Source organism: Streptomyces sp. NPDC059861, assembly GCF_042731435.1.
GTDB lineage: Bacteria > Actinomycetota > Actinomycetes > Streptomycetales > Streptomycetaceae > Streptomyces.
This window is the reverse complement of sequence record NZ_JBHWJQ010000054.1, coordinates 17,151-39,052: the sequence shown is the minus strand read 5'-3', so window position 1 is coordinate 39,052 and position 21,902 is coordinate 17,151. Positions and strand designations below refer to the sequence as shown.

Annotated in this window: 16 protein-coding genes; 12 read left to right on the top strand and 4 right to left on the bottom strand. The window is 71.9% G+C overall.

What is annotated here, in order from left to right; translation table 11 throughout:
* Positions 1–17: 17 nt before the first annotated feature.
* The 3 genes from glgC (at position 18) to ACFV6X_RS32765 (ending at position 4,596) form a co-directional block, all read left to right on the top strand.
* Entirely contained in the window at positions 18–1,277 is a 1,260-nt protein-coding gene (gene glgC / locus ACFV6X_RS32775; protein WP_385389800.1) for a glucose-1-phosphate adenylyltransferase, read from the top strand.
* A 380-nt stretch (positions 1,278–1,657) separates the two neighbouring features.
* Positions 1,658–2,998: a wax ester/triacylglycerol synthase family O-acyltransferase gene (locus ACFV6X_RS32770; protein WP_385389799.1), complete on the top strand. Its 1,341-nt coding sequence runs from the start codon at positions 1,658–1,660 to the stop codon at positions 2,996–2,998.
* A 104-nt stretch (positions 2,999–3,102) separates the two neighbouring features.
* Positions 3,103–4,596 carry an SDR family NAD(P)-dependent oxidoreductase gene (locus tag ACFV6X_RS32765; protein ID WP_385389797.1) on the top strand — a complete coding sequence of 498 codons (1,494 nt, stop codon included), beginning with the start codon at positions 3,103–3,105 and terminating at the stop codon, positions 4,594–4,596.
* Positions 4,597–4,602: 6 nt separating this feature from the next.
* Here the strand turns inward: ACFV6X_RS32765 and ACFV6X_RS32760 are convergent, their stop codons facing one another.
* Both ACFV6X_RS32760 and ACFV6X_RS32755 read right to left on the bottom strand, forming a co-directional pair.
* Positions 4,603–4,776 (bottom strand): hypothetical protein, encoded by a 174-nt coding sequence (locus ACFV6X_RS32760; RefSeq protein WP_365447216.1) that lies wholly within the window; start codon positions 4,774–4,776, stop codon positions 4,603–4,605.
* Positions 4,777–5,357: 581 nt separating this feature from the next.
* Positions 5,358–5,918, bottom strand: coding sequence for an HD domain-containing protein (locus ACFV6X_RS32755; protein WP_385389795.1), 561 nt, complete (start codon positions 5,916–5,918; stop codon positions 5,358–5,360).
* A gap of 474 nt (positions 5,919–6,392) precedes the next feature.
* Here ACFV6X_RS32755 and ACFV6X_RS32750 point away from each other — a divergent pair, with 474 nt between their 5' ends.
* Both ACFV6X_RS32750 and ACFV6X_RS32745 read left to right on the top strand, forming a co-directional pair.
* On the top strand, positions 6,393–6,566 hold the full coding sequence (locus ACFV6X_RS32750; RefSeq protein ID WP_103782545.1) for a hypothetical protein: 174 nt from the start codon (positions 6,393–6,395) through the stop codon (positions 6,564–6,566).
* A gap of 54 nt (positions 6,567–6,620) precedes the next feature.
* A complete protein-coding gene (locus ACFV6X_RS32745) occupies positions 6,621–7,103 on the top strand; it encodes a GNAT family N-acetyltransferase (protein WP_385389793.1) in 483 nt (160 codons plus the stop codon).
* Positions 7,104–7,118: 15 nt separating this feature from the next.
* Here the strand turns inward: ACFV6X_RS32745 and ACFV6X_RS32740 are convergent, their stop codons facing one another.
* Complete coding sequence (locus ACFV6X_RS32740; protein ID WP_385389791.1) at positions 7,119–8,486, bottom strand: amidase; 1,368 nt, start codon at positions 8,484–8,486, stop codon at positions 7,119–7,121.
* A 225-nt stretch (positions 8,487–8,711) separates the two neighbouring features.
* On the opposite strand from ACFV6X_RS32740, the gene ACFV6X_RS32735 reads away from it, so the two are divergent.
* The gene (locus tag ACFV6X_RS32735; RefSeq protein WP_385389790.1) at positions 8,712–11,051 is read left to right on the top strand and encodes an alpha-L-fucosidase; all 2,340 of its coding nucleotides are present in this window, start codon (positions 8,712–8,714) and stop codon (positions 11,049–11,051) included.
* A gap of 60 nt (positions 11,052–11,111) precedes the next feature.
* Here the strand turns inward: ACFV6X_RS32735 and ACFV6X_RS32730 are convergent, their stop codons facing one another.
* Positions 11,112–12,155, bottom strand: coding sequence for a LacI family DNA-binding transcriptional regulator (locus ACFV6X_RS32730; protein ID WP_385389789.1), 1,044 nt, complete (start codon positions 12,153–12,155; stop codon positions 11,112–11,114).
* A 239-nt stretch (positions 12,156–12,394) separates the two neighbouring features.
* Here ACFV6X_RS32730 and ACFV6X_RS32725 point away from each other — a divergent pair, with 239 nt between their 5' ends.
* The 6 genes from ACFV6X_RS32725 to ACFV6X_RS32700 are packed head-to-tail and all read left to right on the top strand — an operon-like array spanning position 12,395 to position 21,849.
* Entirely contained in the window at positions 12,395–13,684 is a 1,290-nt protein-coding gene (locus ACFV6X_RS32725; RefSeq protein ID WP_385389788.1) for an ABC transporter substrate-binding protein, read from the top strand.
* A gap of 6 nt (positions 13,685–13,690) precedes the next feature.
* Positions 13,691–14,578 (top strand): carbohydrate ABC transporter permease, encoded by an 888-nt coding sequence (locus ACFV6X_RS32720; protein WP_385389786.1) that lies wholly within the window; start codon positions 13,691–13,693, stop codon positions 14,576–14,578.
* Positions 14,575–15,486, top strand: coding sequence for a carbohydrate ABC transporter permease (locus tag ACFV6X_RS32715; RefSeq protein ID WP_385389784.1), 912 nt, complete (start codon positions 14,575–14,577; stop codon positions 15,484–15,486). Before ACFV6X_RS32720 ends, ACFV6X_RS32715 begins: the two co-directional genes overlap by 4 nt.
* A 32-nt stretch (positions 15,487–15,518) precedes the next feature.
* Positions 15,519–16,784 carry a glycosyl hydrolase gene (locus ACFV6X_RS32710; protein ID WP_385389783.1) on the top strand — a complete coding sequence of 422 codons (1,266 nt, stop codon included), beginning with the start codon at positions 15,519–15,521 and terminating at the stop codon, positions 16,782–16,784.
* On the top strand, positions 16,781–18,796 hold the full coding sequence (locus ACFV6X_RS32705) for an endo-beta-N-acetylglucosaminidase (RefSeq protein ID WP_385389781.1): 2,016 nt from the start codon (positions 16,781–16,783) through the stop codon (positions 18,794–18,796). The genes ACFV6X_RS32710 and ACFV6X_RS32705 overlap by 4 nt, the downstream gene beginning before the upstream one ends.
* A 32-nt stretch (positions 18,797–18,828) precedes the next feature.
* Positions 18,829–21,849 (top strand): alpha-mannosidase, encoded by a 3,021-nt coding sequence (locus ACFV6X_RS32700; protein ID WP_385389779.1) that lies wholly within the window; start codon positions 18,829–18,831, stop codon positions 21,847–21,849.
* Positions 21,850–21,902 lie beyond the last annotated feature (53 nt).

Genomic DNA, 21,902 nt, shown 5'->3' with positions numbered 1-21,902 from the left:
GTAAGAGGGGCGGCGGGATGCGGCGATGGGGGAACCCCCTGGTCGAGCGGAGTCGAGACCTTGGGGGAGGACTTTCCGTGCTGGGAATCGTATTGGCGGGCGGAGAAGGCAAGCGCCTGATGCCCCTGACCGCGGACCGGGCGAAACCCGCGGTGACCTTCGGCGGCACGTACCGCCTCGTCGACTTCGTCCTGTCCAACCTCGTCAACGGGGACATCCTGCGCATCTGCGTCCTCACGCAGTACAAGTCGCACTCGCTGGACCGGCACATCACCACCACCTGGCGGATGTCCAGCCTGCTCGGCAACTACGTCACTCCGGTCCCGGCCCAGCAGCGCCTCGGCCCCCGCTGGTTCCTGGGCAGCGCGGACGCGATCCTGCAGTCCCTGAACCTGATCCACGACGAACAGCCGGAGTACGTCGCCGTGTTCGGCGCCGACCACGTCTACCGCATGGACCCGCGCCAGATGCTCGCCCAGCACATCGACTCCGGCGCGGGCGTGACCGTGGCAGGCATCCGTGTGCCGCGCTCGGAGTCGCCCTCCTTCGGGGTGATCACCCCGGGCTCGGACGGCAGCACCGTCGAGCGGTTCCTGGAGAAGCCCGCCGACCCGCCGGGCCTGCCGGACGACCCCGACTGCGTCCTCGCCTCGATGGGCAACTACATCTTCACCACCAAGGTGCTCGTCGAGGCTCTCCACCGGGACGCCGAGGACCAGAACTCGGTGCACGACATGGGCGGTTCGATCCTGCCCCAGCTCACCGCGCGCGGCGAGGCCCACCTGTACGACTTCGGCGACAACCACGTGCCCGGCGAGACCACCCGCGACATGGGCTACTGGCGGGACGTCGGCACGCTGGACGCGTACTACGACGCCCACATGGACCTCATCGCCGAGCGGCCCGCCTTCAACCTCTACAACCGCAGCTGGCCCGTCTACACCCACTCCAACCAGCTCTCACCGGCCCGCTTCAACGCCGGCGGCATCGCCGGCGAGTCCATCATCAGCGCCGGCTGCCTGATCCGGGGGCAGGTCACCCGGTCCGTGCTGTCGCCGGGCGTGGTGGTCGACCCGGGGGCGGTCGTGCAGGGCTCGGTGCTCCACGACAACGTGCACATAGGGCGCGGCGCGGTGGTGCGGGGCGCGGTGCTGGACAAGAACGTCGAGGTGCCCCCGGGGGCGACGATCGGGGTGAACCCGGAGCGGGACGCGGAGCTGTACACGGTGTCCAAGGGCGGGGTGATCGCGTTGGGGAAGGGACAGCGGGTGCCGTGAGGGCGTGAGAGCTTGGGAGCGCGAGGGCGTGAGGGAGGCACGGGGTCGATCGCATGTTCGGCCCCGTGCCCGGGGCGTCGCGGCCGGGTACGGCGCCCGGATCCCTCCGCGCGGCGCCCGCCGTGTCCGAGTGGGGCGGCGCCCGGGGCGTCCTCGTGTGGCGCGCGCCGGGTCTTCATGTGACGCTCCCTACATCTCCGTGGTGCCCCTGCCCGTCCTTCGTGACCTCTTATGTCACGCGTATCCCGTGAGTCCCACGCCCTTTCTCGGGCAGAGGGACTTAATCTGTTGTTAACTGTGCGTAGCCTGATCGTACTTGACCGTAATCGCGCGTGGGCGATTGACTGCTGGCCCACCCGTCGTCGACGCGAGGCACCCCATTGACTTCTGACGACCTGCTCGCTCCCCTCGACCTGGCGTTCTGGAACATCGAGTCGGACCGGCACCCCATGCATCTGGGGGCGCTCGGTGTCTTCGCGTCCCACTCGCCCGCCGCCGGTGCCCATGCCGCCGACCTGCTCGCCGCGCGTGCCGCCGCCGTGCCCGGGCTCCGGATGCGGATCCGGAACGTATGGCGGCCGCCGGCCCTGCGGCGCCCGCTGGCCTTCGGTGGCGCTGCGCGGGAACCCGCCCCCGACTTCGACCCGCTCGACCACGTCCGGCTGCATGCCCCGACGGCCGACTTCCACGCGGTGGCGGGCCGGCTGATGGAGCGTCCGCTGGAACGCGGCCGGCCGCCGTGGGAGGCGCACGTGCTGCCGGGGGCGGACGGCGTGTCGTTCGCCGTGCTCTTCAAGTTCCACCACGCCCTCGCCGACGGCCTGCGCGCCCTGACCCTGGCTGCGGCGATTCTGGACCCCACGGACCTGCACGCCTCCCGCCCCCGCCCGGCGGAGCCGCCCCGCCGCCTCCTGCCGGACGTGCGCCAACTGCCCGACGTGGTGCGCGGTGCCCTCTCCGACGTGGGCCGCGCCCTCGACATCGGCGCCTCCGTCGCCCTGTCCACCCTCGGGGTGCGCTCGTCGCCCGCACTCACCTCCGAGCCCTCCGGCACCCGCCGTACCGCCGGCGTGGTCCTCGACCTCGACGACGTGCACCGCATCCGCAAGGCAGTCGGCGGCACCGTCAACGACGTCCTGATCGCCGTCGTCGCGGGCGCCCTGCGCCGCTGGCTCGACGAACGCGGCGACGGCAGCGACGGCGTCGCGCCGCGCGCCCTGATCCCGGTCTCCAAGCGCCGCCCGCGCACCGCGCACCCGCAGGGCAACCGGCTGTCGGGGTACTTGATACGGCTTCCGGTCGACGATCCCGACCCGCGCGGCCGCCTCGACACGGTCCGCACGGCCATGGACCGCAACAAGGACGCCGGCCCCAACCGGGGCGCGGGTGCCGTCGCGCTGCTCGCCGACCACGTCCCGGCGCTGGGCCACCGGCTCGGCGGGCCGCTGGTCAGCCAGGCCGCGCGGCTCTGGTTCGACATCCTGGTCACCAGCGTCCCGCTGCCCGGCCTCGGCCTGAAGCTGGGCGGCAACCCGCTCACGGAGGTGTTCCCCTTCGCCCCGCTGGCCGCCGGGCAGTCCCTCGCCGTCGCCGTCTCGACGTATCGGGGGCGGGTCCACTACGGGCTCGTGGCCGACGCGGCGGCCGTACCGGACCTGGACCGATTCGCCCAGGCGGTGGCCGACGAACTGGAGACGCTGATCAAGGCCTGTGCGCCGTGATCATGACGGGTTTGGCGGTGCGGCCCGGCGCTCCGTAAAATCTGCCGTTCGAATGCGGGCGCGACCGGAGCGCCGCGACGGCAGATCCAGGAACGGCAGCGGCGATGACGGTGACAGAGGACGGCTCGGCGATCACGGACGAGATCGTGTACGGGCCCGGCATCGACCCGGAGCGGCTCGCCGTGTGTCTGAGCGTGCTGGAGGAGCTCGACAAGCTGGACGTCGACCACCCCGACGCGATCCTGGTGCGCCGGGCCACGTCGCACATCTACCGCACCGTCAAGCAGCGCCGCCGGCAGGACCGCCGGGCCGCCAAGACCGCGCACGACAAGGCGGTCACGGAGGCCACGGCGACCGGCTCCGCCGAGCGCATCGACGACGAGACCGAGGGCATCCTGCCCTCGTCGCGGACCGCCGAGGGCAAGATCGCGGGGATACTCCAGCGCCCCCGCTCCTGCTACACCTGCAAGCAGCGGTACGTCGAGGTCGACTACTTCTACCACCAGCTCTGTCAGGACTGCGCCGCCCAGAACCGTGCCAAGCGGGACGTCCGGGCCGACCTCAGCGGCAAGCGCGCGTTGCTCACCGGTGGCCGCGCCAAGATCGGCATGTACATCGCGCTGCGGCTGCTGCGTGACGGTGCGCACACGACGATCACCACGCGCTTCCCCAAGGACGCCATCCGCCGCTTCAAGGCGATGGACGACTCGGGGGACTGGATGCACCGCCTGGAGGTCGTCGGCATCGACCTGCGTGACCCGGCGCAGGCCGTCGCCCTCGCCGACCAGGTCGCCGAGGCGGGCGCCCTCGACATCCTGATCAACAACGCGACGCAGACCGTGCGCCGCCTGCCGTCCGCCTACGCCGCGCTGGTCGACGGCGAGAGCGCTCCGCTGCCGGCCGGTGAGCTGCCCGCCCACCACGTCATCGGCGCCTTCAACTCCGGCGCCGTCGACGGTCTGGCCGCGCTGCCCGTCGGCATCAGCGGCCTCGACGCGCAGCAGGTCGCCGACCTCGCCCTGGTCGCGGGCAACGCCAGCGTCGCCCGGCACCTCGACGGCACCGCCATCGACGCGGGCGGCCTCGTCCCCGACGTCGTCGACAGCAACACCTGGGTGCAGACCATCGAGCAGATCTCCCCGGTGGAGCTGCTGGAGACCCAGCTGTGCAACTACACGGCGCCGTTCATCCTGATCAGCAAGCTCCGGCCGGTCATGGCCGAGGCCGCGAGGCGCGCGGCGAGCGGGCGGGCGTACGTCGTGAACGTCTCCGCGATGGAGGGCGTCTTCGGCCGTGGCTACAAGGGCGCGGGCCATCCGAACACCAACGCCGCCAAGGCCGCGATGAACATGGTCACGCGGACCAGCGCGCAGGAGATGTTCGACACCGACGGCATCCTGATGACCTCGGTCGACACCGGCTGGATCACCGACGAGCGCCCGCACTACGACAAGCTGCGCATGGCCGAGGCCGGCTTCCACGCCCCGCTCGACCTGGTCGACGGCGCGGCCCGCGTCTACGACCCGGTGGTGCGCGGCGAGGCGGGCGAGGACCTGTACGGCGTCTTCCTCAAGGACTACGCGCCCGGTAAGTGGTGAGCCCGCTCACCACTCACTGCGGGCGTTCTCGACGAGGTCCATCCAGGCGATGCCCATCAGCAGCGCGGCCACGCCGACCAGCAGGGCGCTCACGGCCAGGGCGAAGTACAGGACCGTACGGGACAGGCCCCCGAGGTCCGGGGTGCGCCGGGGGCGCGCGGGCGGAGTGACGTCGCTCATGGGTGCCACCTTCCTCACGGCGGCCTGCCGAAGCGTCCCGACCCTGCTGCCGGGGCGCGTCGGCCGACAGGCCCCACACTCATGATCCCACCGGCCCCCGCCGCCCGCACCCAGCCGCCGGCTCCCACCGACAAGACGGCCGACTCGCTGTCTCCGGCCCGGGCCCACGCTGCTGTCTCCGGCCCGGGCCCACGCTGCTGTCTTCGCCCGGGCCTGCGGTGGTGTCTTCGGCTCCGGGGCTGCGGTGGTGGCTCCGGCCCGGGCCCACGCTGCTGTCTTCGCCCGGGCCTGCGGTGGTGTCTTCGGCTCCGGGCCCGCGGTGGTGTCTTCGGCTCCGCGTCCGTGTCCGTGGTGGTGTCTCCGGCCCGAGCCCCGCGCTGGTCTCCGGTCCCGGCCCGCGAGGGTGTCTTCGGCTCCGGGCCGTGGAGGCGCCTCTGGTTCGGGGCCGTGCAGGTCTGCGCCGGGCCGGGGCACGCGGCAGAACGGTGTGCGGGAGGGGCAGGGCATCGGCGACGTCGACGAGGTGCCGGGCGAGACGGTCGGGGGCGTGTCGGCCGACGATCCCGCCGCGCGCGCCGGTCTCAGTCCACCGCGCCGAGACGTGAGTGTCGGGACGCGACCAGTTCCAGGACCGTGCGCCAGTCCTCCATGACTCCCGCGTCCAGGCCGACGACCTTCCCCGCGTCGTCCGCCTGGCGCAGGGTGACGGCGTCCTCGGCGAGGGGATCCTGGGCGAACGCGGCGGCCTCGGCCGGGCTCATCGTCCCACCCTGCAGGGTCAGGGTCAGCGAGCTCTGCGGGGACAGGCCGCGCTCGGGGGAGACGGCGGCCAGATAGCGCTTGGCCGGGACGTGCAGCCGTACGAGACGGGCGACCCGTTCGCCGAGCAGGGGCCGGACGACGTCCGCCGCGTGGTCCGCGTGCCCGGCGTCGTCGCCGGGGCGCAGCAGATGGCCGATGTCGTGCACCAGGCCCGCGACCTGGAGTTCCTTGTCGGCGGGGTGACTTCGGCGCAGCAGCGCGGCCGTCTGCAGCGCGTGGTCGTGCAGGTCGACCGGGTCGCCGGTGCGGTCCGGGGTGTCCCAGGCGCCGCGGCAGGCGCGCAGCAGATCCATCAGCTCTTCGACCCCGCGCAGTTCCATGTGCGTCACTCCTCCCGCGGGTCAGGCCGTTTCCGGACGTCAGCAGAGCATGGCCGGCTTGCGAATCGGCCAACGCGACCTGAACTGCGTGACGCCGCGGAGGGCCGGTCGCGGCCCTGTTCGCCCAGGTAGGCCGGTCGGGTGAGTCACCATGGGTCCTTTTCGTTATGGATGGCCCAAAGTTCGCCTGATCGAGCACGGGATGACGCGGGAATGTTACCCGCAGTTTTCAGCCCCATCGAGCATGCCCCCGCTCATTTGGTTAATCTGGTCCGGACGGACAGCAGCAACGGGTCCCCACCCACACCCATCGTCCGTCCCGGGACAAGCCGGTGCACAACGGCGTGCTCTCACGCGAGTTACCGACGCCACCGCGTCCAACTGCAACATGGCAGAACCCGAACGGGCGTCGGGCAGCGGACCGCAAGCCGCCGGCGCGCCCCCGCGGGTGACCCGACACATAAGGAGTGCGCGGTGACACCGGAGAAGACGAATCGCGAACAGCGCCCCAAGGAACGCACGGAGCGCGCGGGCCGCCGGCCAGGCGAGATCGGCAGCCTCGACGTGTGGGCCCGGTCCGCCCCGATCCGCCTGGCGGGCTACGAGGAGGACCTCGCCGAGCCGCACATCCTGCCCAGCGTGGACTGACGGGCAGGAGCCCTTCGCGATCGCCGACCGCATGGGCGTGCGAGACTCACGCCCATGCTGATCAGGGAAGCCGCGGCCGAGGACTGGCCGCACATCTGGCCGTTCTGGCACCGCATCGTCGCCGCCGCCGAGACCTACGCCTGGGACCCGGACACCACCGAGGACGCGGCCCGAGCCCTGTGGATGAACCCGGCCAAACGCGTCTACGTCGCCCAGGACGACGACGGGACCGTCATCGGCTCCGCCTATCTCACCCCGAACTACAGCGGCCCCGCCGCCCGGATCGCCAACGCAGGCTTCATGGTCGACCCCGACCAGGCCGGCCGCGGCATCGGCCGGGCCCTCGCCGAGCACATCCTGACCCAGGCCAAGGTCCACGGCTACCGTGCCATGGTGTTCAACGCCGTCGTCGAGACCAACCCGGCCGTCCAGCTGTGGACGTCCCTCGGCTTCACGATCCTGGGCACGGTGCCGGACGCGTTCGACCACCCCCAGCACGGCAGGGTCGGCCTGCACATCATGCACAGGACCCTCTAGGGCCGGTCCGGCGGGTCATGCCGCGGACGCCCTGGCCGGCCGGTCGACAGGCGCCGTCCGCCGCCAGGGGTGCGCCGCCTCCAACTGGCGTGCCAGCTCCAGCAGTTCCCCTTCCGACCCGGGCCGCCCCACGAGCTGTACGGCACAGGGGGCGCCCGACGGCAGGGTGCCGAACGGCACGGCCATCGCGGGCCAGCCGGTCAGGTTCCACGGGGGAGTCATGGGCGAGTAGTTGGTGTTGGCGGCCATGTTGCGCAGCCAGCCCCGCTCGTGCCAGGGCCCCGCCTTGGGCGAGCGGCGCGCCAGCGCGGGCGTGAGCAGCACGTCGTACTCGGCGAAGAACGGCTCCAGCCGCCGCCGCAGCTCCTCCCGGCTCGTGCCGGTGCGCACCCCGCGCGCGAACCGCCGCCCGACCGCCGCGTGGACGCGGGTGCGCCGCGTCAGCAGCCGCGCGTCGAGCCCCTGGGCGTCGACGGAGGTCCCCGCCGTCCAGTGGGCGAGCGACGTGAGGCTCAGCGACACCGGATAGGGCGGGTCGGCGCGCCGTACCTGGTGACCGGCCTTCATGAGCAGCCCGGCGGCCTCCCGGGCGGCGTCCGTGTACGGCTTCGCGACGGTGACCCCGACGATCGGGCTGCGCAGGGAGACGGCGACCGTCCGGGCGCCGGGCGTGTGCTGCCGTACGGCGTCGGTGCCGGCGAGGACGGAGAGCATCAGCCGGGCGTCCTCGACCGTCGTCGCGAGAGGGCCGTTCTCCGACATGCCGAACCAGTCGCCCTCGCCGATGCCGGCCGGGACGACCCCGAGGCCGGGTTTGATGGTGACGACCCCGCAGTTGGCCGCCGGGATGCGCAGGGAGCCCATGCCGTCGTTGCCCAGCGCGATCGGCACCATGCCCGCCGCCACGGCGGCCGCGCTGCCGCCGGACGAGCCGCCCGCCGTACGCGTCAGGTCCCACGGGTTGCGGGCGGTGCCGTGCACCCCTTCGGTCGTACCGAACGCGCACAGTTCCGGCACATTGGTCAGCCCCACCACGACCGCGCCGGCGGCGCGCAGCCGGGCGACGGCCACATGGTCCTGGCCGGCCGGCACGTCCGGCGTCGCCGCCGAGCCGATCCGCATGCTCTCGCCGCGCACCGGCAGATTGTCCTTGACGGCCACGGGCACGCCCGCGAGCGGCAGTTCGGCCAGATCGGTGCGCGCCCCCACCTCGTCGGCCTCGGCGAGCGCCCGCTCGACCCGGACGGCGCGGAAGGCCCCGATCCGGCCGTCGAGCCGCTCGATCCGCGCCAGATGCGCGGCCACCACCTCCCGCGGCGTGACCTGCTTCTCCCGCACGGCGGCGGCGATCTCGGCGGCGGTTCGTCCAACCCGGTCGGTCACGGGCGCTCCTTCGTCCTGGGGCCAGGGGTGGTTGGTCCGCCCGACATCCTCGCAGGGTCGGTGCGACAGCGCAGGGGGCCGGTCAGCCGACTTCGCCGGGCCGGCCCGCTACGGTCGCGGGGTCGGTGTCATCCGATCAATGGCGCAACTTCCTTGACCGCACGCCCCGTTGACACTCCTGTGCGGCCGCTCAATCATCAGACATCCGATGAATTGGAGCCGCTTGTGACCACGTATCCAAGGCGTCAGGTCCTGGGAGCCGCCGCCGGGGCCGCCGTCGCGGCCGGCCTCCCCCTCGCGACCCCGGCCGAGGCGCGCGCTGCCGGTGACCGGCCGGGCGAGTGGGTCCCCGTCCCCGACGCGATACCCGTGCCGCTCGACGCGTACCTGGACAACGACGGCATCGACACCGCCTCCGCACGCGGTGGGAACTTCGACGGGTCCGGCTACACCCTCCCCGGCGAGGAACTCCCGGCCGGGCCCGTCGAGGTGGACGGAACCCTGTTCACCTTCCCCTCCTCCGCCGAGGGCGCCAGGAACAACGTCGTCGCCCTCGGTCAGCGCATCGACCTCCCCAAGGGGCGCTACCTCTCCGCCGTGTTCCTCACGGCGGGCAGCTACGGCAGCGCCTCGGGCCGGGCCACCGTGCACTACGCGGACGGCGGCGCGACCACCGCCGGGCTCGGCGGCGCGGACTGGTACTCGGCGGGCGGCCCGTTGTCGGCCGGTTACCGCTACAAGCCGGACGGCACCAAGGACGAGCACCGGGTCGGGATCGGCACGGCGGAGGTGTGGCTCGACCCGCGGCGCGAGGCGGTCGCCCTGACGCTGCCGACGACCAACCCGGCCGAGGAGGGCAAGACCTCCCTCCACGTGTTCGCCCTCTCCCTCCAGCCGGCCGTGGAGGGACGGGCGCTGGCCCTGCGCAACGTCCGCTCGACACAGTCGTTGCTGGAGTCCTCGGGCGCACAGAGCGTCGAGGCCACCGTCGTCAACGCGGGCACGGTCGCGGTCCTCGCCACCGACCGGCTCAGCGTGAGCGTGGAGGTGCCCGGCGCCAGGACCGTGCAGCCCGCCGCGGTGCGGCGCCTCGACCCCGGCGAGCAGGCCCGCGTCCGCGTCGGCATCCGCAACCGGGCCGGGACGCCGCCCGGCACCACGCGCGACGGCCGGGTCGTGGCCAGGGGCCGGGGGCAGCAGGCCACCGCCGGCACCGGGAAGCTCGGGCTGGGCGTCCCCGACTACCGGCCGGCCGAGGACTCCCTCGCCGGTCACCAGGCGCCGTACTGGTTCCACCGCGCCAAGTTCGGCATCTTCATCCACTGGGGCGTCTACTCGGTGCCGGCCTGGTCACCCGTCGGCAAGCAGTACGCCGAGTGGTACTGGAACCACATGGAGAGCCCGGACAACGAGGTCCACGCCTACCACCGGCAGACGTACGGCGAGGACTTCGCGTACGACGACTTCATCCCGATGTTCACGGCGAAGAGGTTCGACCCGCGGGCCTGGGTGGAGCTGTTCCGGGACGCGGGGGCGCAGTACCACGTCCTGACCTCCAAGCACCATGAGGGCTTCGCCCTGTGGGACACCCGGTTCGCCGACCGCAACTCCGTGAAGATGGGCCCGAAACGCGATCTGATCCGCGAACTGTTCGACGCCTCCGCGCGGTACACGCCCGAGCTCCGGCGCGGCCTGTACTTCTCGATGCCCGAGTGGTTCAACCCGGACGACCCGTGGACGGGCCACGCCCCGCGCAACCCCTACACGCTGGAGCCGGTCCCGTACACCGGATACACCGCGGGCAAGGACTACGTGAAGGACTATCAGGCCGCGCAGATGCTGGAGCTGATCCACGGCTACGACCCGGCCCTGCTGTGGTGCGACATCGGCGGCGCCAACGACAGCCTGCGCGTCCTCGCCGAGTACTTCAACCACGGCAAGAACCGGGCCAAGCCCTACGAGGTGGCCGTCAACGACCGCTCCGGCATCGGCTTCCACGACTTCACGACCCCCGAGTACACGACGTACGACAACACCGTCGTCGCCAAGTGGGAGTCCAGCCGGGGCCTGGACCCCCGGAGCTACGGCTGGAACCGGGCCACCCCGGACGACGCCTACATGACCGCCGAGGAGGTCGTCCAAAGCCTCGTCGACATCGTCGCGAAGAACGGCAACTTCCTGCTCGACATCGGTCCGCGCGCCGACGGCACCATCCCCGAGATCATGGAGACCCGGCTGCGGGAGACCGGCCGCTGGCTGCGGACCAACGGCGAGGCGATCTACGACACGACGTACTGGTCACGGATGGCGGAGCTCGGCGAGGACCTGCGCTTCACGGTCCGGCAGAACCACGCCTTCTACATCCACTCGCTGACCGCGCCCGGCAGCAAGCTGACCGTCGAGGCGCCGGTGCCGATCCGCGCCGGGGACAAGGTGACCATGCTCGGCCACCACCGGCCGCTGACCTGGCGGGTGAGCAACGGGGCGCTGGTGATCGACGTTCCGGCGGCGGCCCGCAAGTCCGGTGAGCACGTCTGGGTGTTCAAGGTGGAGTGGCAGAGCTGAGCCAACCCTGCGACGGCCCAGGGGGGTGGACGTCCTCGGTGACGTCCACCCCCGTCCGTCTCACGCCCGGCAGGGGCCCGTGCTGTCCCGCTCGATCAGCCGCGGCACCGGCACCTGCACCGTCCGGGCCGGGCCGCCGTCCAGCAGCGACGTCAGCTCCTGCGCGGCGGTCCGGCCGAACTCCACCGTGTCGCGGGAGAGCGCGGACAGCCACGGCTTGACCATGCGGCACAGCGCGGAGTCCTCCCAGGCCACGACCGAGACATCCCCAGGCACCCGGAAGCCCAGTTCCGCCGCGGCCGCCACACCGGCGACGGCCATCACGTCGTTGTCGTAGATCAGGGCGGTCGGGGGAGCGGCGCCGGACAGCACCCGGCGGGTCACCGCGGCGCCCTCCGCGTCGGAGTAGTCGGTGGTCACCGACCGCACCTCGGTCAGACCGCGCCGCCCGGCCTCCGCGCGCAGCGTACGGATCCGGCGTTCGGTGTGCGCGAGTCCCGCGAGACCGGCGATGTGGACGACACGCCGGTGACCGAGGGCGTGCAGCTCGCCGACGACCGCGGCCATGGCGCCCCCATCGTCGGCCCACACCGTGGACATACCGGGGTGGCGCTCGTCGGGCGCGCCGCCGATCACCACGGCGGGCAGGCCGAGTTCGTCGAGGAGGCCGGGCCGGGGGTCGTCCGTGCGCGGGTCGACGACCAGGACGCCGTCCACCCGGTGCTCGGCCCACCAGCGCCGGTACACCGCGCACTCGTCGGCCACGTCCTCGGCGACCTGGAACAGCAGCCCCAGATGACGCTCCGCCAGCACTTCCTGGATGCCCGACACCAACTGGAGGAAGAAGGAGTCCACGCCCAGCGTGTGCGCGGGCCGCGCCAGCACGAGGCCGACCGTCGCCGCCCCCTCGCCGGACAGCGCGCGGGCCGCCGTGCTGGGCCGCCAGCCCAGCTGCTCCGCCACCCGCCGTACCCGCGCCCGGGTGGCGTCCGAGACCCCTGGCCTGTCGTTGAGCGCGAAGGACACGGCGCTCTCGGAGACCCCGGCGCGCCGCGCGATGTCCTTCATCGTCGGCCGGCGCGCGGGAGACCGCTTGCCCGACAACCCCGCCTCCCCATTCGATCACGTCGAGGACTAATGCGCTTCAGCACTCGCCCGAGGGCCGCACTCTAAAGCGCATTAGCGTTTGGTCGCAAGGGCTCGCTCAAATGGCTTTGACCTGCGTTCATGTCCAACTAATGACTTTAGCTGAGTCAAATCCATTGACTTCCCTCCGAGTCGCCGTGCAAGGTCTGCCCCGGCGCCATTTCCCGCTCACTTCGTCGTAAAGGAGCCCGGTCACCGTGCGCATCTCCCGCAGAACCCTCGCCGCCGCCGCTGCCGTCGTCGTCGCACTGCCGCTCAGTGCCTGCGGCGGTGGGGGCGACGGTGGATCGGCCGACGCCTCCGGCAAGGTCGAGGGCGACATCACCTTCCAGACCTGGAACCTGAGGGCCAACTTCAAGCCGTACTTCGAGGACCTGATCGCCGAGTTCGAGAAGCAGCACCCCGGTACGGACGTGAAGTGGGTCGACCAGCCCGCCGAGGGCTACGCCGACAAGATCAGCGCCGACGCGGCCGGCGGCACCCTGCCCGACGTCGTCAACGTCTCGCCCGACCTCGTCGCCCCGCTCGCCAAGGCCGGGCTGGCGCTGGATCTGGACAAGGCCGCCGGACAGTACGAGAAGGAGTACCTGCCGGGCGCCTGGGCCGGCCACCGGATTCCGGGAATGAGCGGCACGTACGCCTTCCCCTGGTACCTCAACACCGGGCCGCTGTTCTACAACAAGTCACTCTTCGAGGACGCCGGACTCGACCCCGAGCAGCCGCCGAAGACGTACGACGAACTCTTCACGAACGCCCTTCGGATCGCCGAGAAGACCGACGGCGAGGTCGCCACCCTCGCCAACGTGCCCACCATCGAGGACTTCGGCCGCTACGGCGTCCCCCTCATGAACAAGGAGGGCACCGGATTCACCTTCAACGACGCCAAGGGCGTCGAACTCCTCACCAAGTACAAGGAGCTCTACGAGGCCAAGGCGCTCGACCCGCAGGCGCTCACCGCGACGCCCGAGTCGTCCGGCAAGAAGTTCCTCACCGGCGCCGTCGCCATGAACCCCGGCAGCGCGCTCGACCTCGGCAACTTCAAGAAGCAGGCGCCGAACCTGTACAAGAACATCGGTATCACCGACCAGATCACCAGCACCGGTCACGTCAACATGTACGTGATGGGCGTGATGGTCAACGCGCAGACCCAGCGCAAGCCCGCCGCCGTCGCCTTCGCCCACTTCGTCACCGACGCCGCGCACCAGATGTCGTTCGCGAAGAAGGTCGCCATCTTCCCCAGCACCGCCGGCTCGCTCGACGACCCGTACTTCACCAAGGAGGACGGCACCGACGAGACCCGGGTGCGGGTGGCCGCCGCCCAGTCGCTGAAGACCGCGGTCAACTACACGCCGGTGCTGTTCAGCGAGCAGATGAAGACCGAGCTGCGCAACGCCGTGGCCCGGGCGCTGCAGGGCAAGGAGAGTCCGCAGGAGGCTCTTGACAACGCTGTCAAGGCCTGCGATCGGCTGCTTCAGCAGCAGGGCTGAGACACCGTGAACGGCTCCTCTCGCATACGGCGGCAAGCACCGGCCGGCCCCTGGTTGTTCGCCGCCCCCGGACTGCTGGTCATCGGCGCCTTCGTGCTCTACCCGTTCGTCTCCACCGTCGTCAATGCCTTCACCGACCGGCGGACCCTGATCCCCGGCGAGTTCGTCGGCCTCGCCAACTTCCGCGAGCTGCTCCACGACGACATGTTCTGGATCGGCCTGCGCAACAGCACGCTGTACGTCGTCGGGGTCGTGCCCGCCCTCGTGATCCTGCCGCTGCTGCTCGCGCTGCTGGTGCAGAAGAACATCCCCGGCATCACGTTCTTCCGCTCCGCCTTCTACACGCCGGTCGTCGCCTCGATCGTCGTGGTCGGCCTCATCTGGGTGTGGCTGCTCGACGAACGCGGCCTGGTGAACGCGCTGCTGGAGACGGTCGGTGCCGGCGGGGTCGGGTTCCTCAGCGACCAGTGGCTGCTCCTGCTGAGCGCCATGACCGTCACGGTCTGGAAGGGGCTCGGCTACTACATGATCATTTACCTGGCCGCGCTCGCCAACGTACCGCGTGAACTGCACGAGGCCGCCGCGGTCGACGGCGCCGGACCGGTGCGCCGGTTCCTCGCGGTCACCGTGCCCGCCGTCCGCTCCACCATGGTCCTGGTCGCCGCGCTCTCCTCGGTCGCCGCCTTCAAGGTGTTCTCCGAGGTGTATCTGCTGGCCGGCCCGAGCGGCGGACCCGCCGGTGAGGACACCACGCTCGTGATGCTCGTGCAGCGCACCGGCACCGGTCTGTCCGGCCGGGTCGGATACGCCTCGGCCATCTCGGTCGTCGTCTTCGTGGTGACGGTGGCGCTGATGCTGCTGGTGCTGCGCGCCGACCGGAGGGAGGAGACATGAGCGTCATGGAGAAGGCGCGGCCCGCGACGGCCGGCGGCACGGCTCCGGCCGAGAAGCGGCGCGTGACCGACGAACACGGGCGGCGGATCCGCGCGTGGGAGCTGGTCCTGCGCTATCTGCTCCTGTTGGGGGTGCTGGCGCTGACCGTGGGGCCGTTCCTGTGGCAGCTGTCGACCTCGCTCAAGGGGCCGACCGAGGACATCTTCAGCTCCCCGCCGAAGTTCCTGCCGGGCGATCCGACGCTGCACAACTACGAGCGGGTCGCCCAGACCATCCCCGTGTGGGACTACGCCCTGAACTCGCTGAAGGTCGCGACCGCCAACGTCGTGACGAACTGCGTCGGTTCGGCCCTCGCCGGCTACGCCCTGGCCCGGCTGCGCTACCGGGGCCGCCGGGCGGCGACGCTCGCCTTCGTGCTCGCCATGCTCGTGCCGGTGGAGGGCATCATCATCGCCCAGTTCACCACCATGCGGGAGCTGGGCCTGAACAACACCCTGGTCGGGGTGGTCCTGCCGGGCTGTGTCAGCGCCCTGAACGTGCTGCTGATGCGCAACGCCTTCCTCAATCTGCCGTACGAGATCGAGGACGCGGCGTTCGTCGACGGCGCCAACGTCTGGCAGCGGTTCTGGCGGATCGCGCTCCCGTCGGTCAAGGGCACCCTCGCCGTCGTCGCGATCTTCGCCTTCATGGGCGCCTGGGACGACTTCCTGTGGCCGCTCATCGTGCTGAGCGACCCGTCCAAGTTCACGCTGACCATCGGCCTCAACTATCTGCACGGCACCTTCGCCAACGACGAACGGCTGGTCGCCGCGGGCACGATCATCGCCGTGGCGCCGCTGATCGCCCTCTTCGCCTGCCTCCAGCGGTACTTCTTCCGCGGCGTCGGCGAGGGCGCCGTCAAGGGCTGACCCCCGTACGCACAACGACCACCAGGACCTCCATGTCTTCTGCCGTGCGCTTCGGCGTCAACTACACCCCCAGTGAAGGGTGGTTCCACCACTGGCTCGACTTCGACCTGGACTCCGTGCGCGCCGACCTCGACTCGATCGCGGCCCTCGGACTCGATCACGTACGGGTCTTCCCGCTGTGGCCGTACTTCCAGCCCAACCGCACCCTGATCCGGCCCAAGGCCGTCGAGCAGCTCGTGGCCCTCGTGGACGCCGCCGGCGAACGCGGACTCGACGTCAACGTGGACGGCCTCCAGGGCCACTTGAGCAGCTTCGACTACCTGCCGGCCTGGACCCGGACCTGGCACCGCCGGAATCTGTTCACCGACCCCGACGTGCTCGACGGCCAGGCGGCCTACCTGCGCACCCTGGCCGCCGCCCTCGACGACCGCCCCAACTTCCTCGGCCTGACCCTGGGCAACGAGGTCAACCAGTTCTCCGCGGGCCCGCATCCCGATCCCGACCGGGCGACCGAGGCGCAGATCGACGCGTGGCTGACGCGGATGCTGGCCGCCTGCGCGCAGGGCGCTCCCGGGAAACTGCACCTGCACGCCGAGTACGACGCCACCTGGTACCAGGACGACCAGCCGTTCACGCCGGCCCAGGCCGCCCGGCGCGGCGCGGTCACGGCCGTGCACTCCTGGGTGTTCAACGGCACCGCGCAGCGGCACGGCCGTACCTCGGTGCCGAGCGAACACCACGCCGAGTACCTGATCGAGCTCAGCAAGGCGTGGGCCGACGACCCGCACCGGCCCGTCTGGCTCCAGGAGGTCGGCGCGCCCGCCCCGCTCGTCCCGGCCGAGCACGCCGCCGCCTTCACCGAGGCGACGGTGACCCACGCCCTGGACTGCCCCGGCCTGTGGGGCATCACCTGGTGGTGCTCCCACGACGTCGCCCGCGACCTCGCCGACTTCCCCGAACTCGAATACGGTCTGGGGCTGCTGACCAACGACCGGCGGCCCAAGGACAGCGCGATGGTGCTGGCCCGCGCCGCCCGTGAGCACACCAGGACCCCGGCGGCGCGCACCACGGCGCTCGCCGTACCCGCCGACCCGGCCGTCCGCTCCCGCTGCGCACCCGGCGGCCCCGTCTTCGACGCGTTCTTCCGGCTGGTCGCCGACGGAGCCCGCCCCACCACCGTCCTCGACACCCGCGCGGACGACAAGGACCACCTCGCCGCCCGCGGCATCACCGAAGTCGTCACTCCCGACCAGGTACTCCCCGTCCCCCGCGGAACTCAAGGAGGCACCCGCTCGTGAACCCCACCAGACGCACCGTCCTGCTCGCCGGCGCCACCGCCGCCCTGCTCCCGTCCCTGCCCGCGACGGCCGCTCCCCGTCCCGCGGCGGCGGCGCTCCAGCCGTACGCCTCGTACTGGTACCCGGACTCGCTCCCCTCCGGCACCCCAGGGGCCGGCATCACCTGGCGCAGCCTCAAGGCCTGGCGCGCCGCGGACGACGCCGACCTCGCCTTCAACGCCGCCTCGGTGCCGCTCGCCCCGCGCTTCACCCCCGCCCCGGCGAACCCCACCGCCCGCGCGGGGCAGGCCCGCATCCAGTCGCTGGTCTCCTTCGGGCCGACGGCGGGCAACCCTTCCCAGGGCTCCGCCACCGCCGACCACTACGCCCTCACCCACTGGGCGTACATCGACGAGCTGGTCTTCTGGGGCGGCTCGTCGGGCGAGGGGCTCATCCTCGCCCCGAACGCGCCGATCGTGGACGCCGCCCACCGGCACGGTGTGCGGGTCCTCGGCAACGTCTTCCTGCCGCCGGTGGCGTACGGCGGGCAGCTGCGGTGGACGCGTGACCTGGTGCAGAAGGACTCCGCCGGGCGGTATCCGCTCGCCGCTCAACTGGTGGCGGTGGCGGCCGCGTACGGCTTCGACGGCTGGTTCGTGAACGCCGAGACCGGCGGCGGAGACGCGGCGCTCGGCGCGGACATGCAGGGGTTCCTGCGGGAGCTGAAGTCGCTCGGGGCGGCCCGGGGGCAGCGAGTGACCTGGTACGACTCCATGACCGTGAACGGCGGTGTCAGCTGGCAGGGGGCGCTCAACGCGCAGAACCAGCCGTTCTTCCAGGCCGCCGACAGCATGTTCGTCGACTTCCGCTGGTCGGCGGGCACCCTGGCTTCCTCCGGGCAGCGCGCGCAGCAACTGGGCCGCAGTCGTCACGAGTTGTGGGCGGGCGTCGACGTGGAGTCGAACGGCTGGAACACGAACGTCGACTGGGACGCCGTCGTGCCGACCGGCTCACCGCACGTCACCTCGGTCGGCTTCTACCGGCCCGAGTGGACCCGTCACCAGCTGCCGGCGGACGGGCGGACCCCCGGCGCCTTCCACGCGGCCGACGACCGTTTCTGGACGGGGCGGTCGCTGGACCCGACGCGGCCGGACGGCACGGACCCGTGGCGGGCGCCCGCCGTGACCGTGGCGGACCGGTCCACGGTCACCACGATGCCGTTCGCCAGCGTCTTCAACACCGGGCACGGACTGCGGTGGTACGAGAACGGGGAGGTCACCTCGGACGCGCCGTGGAACCACCTGGGCCTGCAGGACCGCCTGCCGTCGCGGCGCTGGGCCGTGCACACCCAGGGCGTGCGGCCCACCGTCACCTTCGACTTCGCGCAGGCGTGGTCCGGCGGCAGCAGCGTGCTCGTGGACGGCGCGCCCGACGAGCCCGTGATCCTCGACCTGTACGCGACCCGGCTGACCCTCACCGGTGGGACGGTCGTCGAACTGACCCACCGGGCCGACACCGGCGGGGTGACCGTCGAACTGGCCGTCGCCACCGCGGAACCGGGCACGGCGGGGGCGACACCCCCGTACACCTACTTCCCGGTGAACCCGGCCGGCGCCTGGCAGACCTCGGCCGTACGGCTCACCGGTCTGTCCGGCACGATCCGCGCACTCGGCGTGCGCCTCACGCCCACCACCCCCGGCGCTCCCGTGCGCTGGCGCCTCGGCGGCCTCGCCGTGCGCGCGGACCAGCCGCCCCGGACTCCCGCCGCCCCCAACGGATTCCGCGTCACCGCCGCCTCCGGAGGCGACCTGCGTTTCGCCTGGCAGCCCGCCCCCGGCGAGGTCCGCCACCACACCCTCCACCGCGTCCTGCCCGACGGCAGCCGGCGCTTCCTGGGCGGCACCTGCCAGCGGGCCTGGTTCGCCGGTGGCCTGCGGCCCGAGCAGGGCGAGCGAGTGGCACGGTTCGAACTGCGCTCCGTAGGGGAGCTGTACACCTCGTCGGACCCCGTCACCGTGAACCACACCTGGTAACCACCCGCACCACAGCTACGGAGCACCCCGCCATGCATGACGACCGCAGCCTCGTCGAAGCCCGTCTGAAGCGTGTCCTCGACGAACGCATCCGACCCGCCGTGTACCCCGAGTCCGTGCCGCTGGACGTGACCGTCTGGCACGCGCCCGACGAGCCCGTGCCGGTCGCCGAGGGGCTCGCGGCCGAGCCCGGGCCGATCGAGGTGGGCGCCCGCTGGGGTGCTCCGTGGGGCACCAGCTGGTTCCGGGTCACCGGGACCGTCCCCGGCCACTGGGCCGGGCGGACCGTGGAGGCGATCCTCGACCTCGGGTTCGACGAGAACATGCCCGGCTTCCAGTGCGAGGGCCTCGTCTACCGCCCCGACGGCACGCCCGTGAAGGGTCTCAACCCGCGCAACCAGTGGGTGCGCGTCGGCGCGCCCGTCGAGGGCGGCGAGGAGGTGCGGCTGCACATCGAGGCCGCGTCCAACCCCGTCATCCTCGACTACCACCCCTTCCGGCCGACCGAGCTGGGCGACAAGGAGACCGCCGGCAGCGCGCCGCAATACACCCTGACACGCATGGACCTGGCCGTCTTCGACGAGACGGTGTGGCAGCTGGTGCTCGACCTGGAGGTGCTCGGCGAGCTGATGGCCGAGCTGCCGGCGGACTCCGCGCGGCGCTGGGAGATCCTGCGGGCGGTGGAGAAGGCCCTGGACGCCGTCGACCTCCAGGACGTGGGCGGCACGGCGGCCGAGGCGCGGTCCCGACTCACCGGCGTCCTCACCACGCCCGCCGCCCCCTCCGCGCACCGCATCAGCGCCGTCGGCCACGCCCACATCGACTCGGCGTGGCTGTGGCCGCTGCGCGAGACGGTCCGCAAGGTCGCCCGCACGACCGCCAACATGACCGCCCTGCTGGACGACGAGCCCGACTTCGTGTTCGCCATGTCGCAGGCGCAGCAGTGGGCATGGGTGAAGGAGCACCGGCCCGAGGTGTGGGCACGGGTGAAGAAGGCCGTCGCGGACGGACGGTTCGTGCCGGCCGGCGGCATGTGGGTGGAGTCGGACACCAACATGCCCGGCTCGGAGGCGATGGCCCGGCAGTTCGTGCACGGCAAGCGGTTCTTCCTCGACGAGTTCGGCATCGAGAACGACGAGGCCTGGCTGCCCGACACCTTCGGCTTCGCGGCCGGACTGCCGCAGATCATCAAGGCCGCGGGCGCCAAGTACCTGCTGACGCAGAAGATCTCCTGGTCCCGCACGAACAAGTTCCCGCACCACACCTTCACGTGGGAGGGCATCGACGGCACCCGGATCTTCACCCACTTCCCGCCCGTCGACACCTACAACTGCTCCATGAAGGGCAGCGAGATCGCCCACGCGGCCCGCAACTTCAAGGACAAGGGTGTCGCCCGCCACTCGCTGGCGCCCACCGGCTGGGGCGACGGGGGCGGCGGCACCACCCGCGAGATGGTCGCCAAGGCGGCCCGGCTGCGTGACCTGGAGGGCTCCGCGACGGTGGCCTGGGAGACGCCGGCGGCCTTCTTCGCCAAGGCCGAGGCCGAGTACCCGAACCCGCCCGTCTGGGTCGGCGAGCTCTACCTCGAACTCCACCGTGCCACCCTCACCAGCCAGGCGAAGACCAAGCAGGGCAACCGGCGCAGCGAACACCTGCTCCGGGAGGCCGAGCTGTGGGCGGCGACGGCCGCCGTGCGGACCGGATTCCCCTATCCGTACGAGGAACTGGACCGCGTCTGGAAGACGGTGCTGCTGCACCAGTTCCACGACATCCTGCCCGGTTCGTCCATCGCATGGGTGCACCGCGAGGCCCGCGCGACCTACGAGCGGCTCGCGGGCGAGCTGAACGGGATCATCGACGCGGCCCAGCGCGCACTGGCGGGGGAGGGGCAGCGGGAGCTGGTCTTCAACGCCGCCCCGCACGGCAGGCGGGGCGTCCCCGCCGGGGGAGCCGGCGCCCCGGCCGTCCAGGGCACGTCGTCGGTGAGCCCGCGCGCGGAGGGCGGGTACGTCCTGGACAACGGCCTGCTGCGGATCGAGATCGACGAGCGGGGCCTCGTCGTCTCCGCGTACGACATCGAGGCCGACCGGGAGACCGTGGCCCGGGGCCGGGCGGCCAACCTGCTCCAGGTGCACCCCGACTTCCCCAACATGTGGGACGCCTGGGACGTCGACGAGTTCTACCGCAACACCGTCACCGACCTGACCGGCCTGGACGAGCTCATCGCCGGCGAGGACGGCGAGTCGGTGCGGATCGTCCGGTCCTTCGGCGCGTCGCACGTCACCCAGGTGCTGTCGCTGGCCCCGGGGGAGCGGCGGCTGGTGCTGGACACCGAGGTGGACTGGCACGAGACGGAGAAGTTCCTCAAGCTCGCCTTCCCGCTCGACGTGCACGCCGAACGGTACGCCTCGGAGACCCAGTTCGGGCACTTCCACCGGCCCACACACACCAACACCTCATGGGAGGCCGCCAAGTTCGAGGCGTGCAACCACCGCTTCGTCCACCTGGCGGAACCCGGCTGGGGCGTCGCGGTCGTCAACGACTCGACGTACGGTCACGACGTGACCCGCACGGTCCGTACCGACTCCGACGGCGGTACGACCACCACGGTCCGTGTCTCGCTGCTGCGCGCCCCGCGCTTCCCGGACCCCGAGACCGACCAGGGTGTGCACCGCTTCCGGCACGCGCTGGTGCCGGGCGCCGGGATCAGCGACGCGGTGCGCGAGGGCTGGTGGATCAACGTGCCGGAGCGGCACGTGACGGGCGCCGGTGAGGTCGCGCCGCTGGTGACGGTCGATCAGGAGGCCGTCGTCGTCACCGCCGTCAAGCTGGCCGACGACGGCAGCGGCGACGTGGTCGTCCGCTTCCACGAGGCGCACGGCGGCCGGGCGCGGGCCACGCTCACCGCGGGCTTCGCGGTGGACGCCGTCACGGTGACCGACCTGCTGGAACGGCCGCTGGCGGGGGCGACCGAGCCCGTGGTGGACGGCGAGCGGATCACCGTACGCCTGCGCCCCTTCGAACTGGTGACGCTGCGGCTGCGGCGGCGCTAGCCCGGTCGGCGTCGTGAGGGCCTGCCTCTGGGCCCTCACGCGCCGGCGTCGGG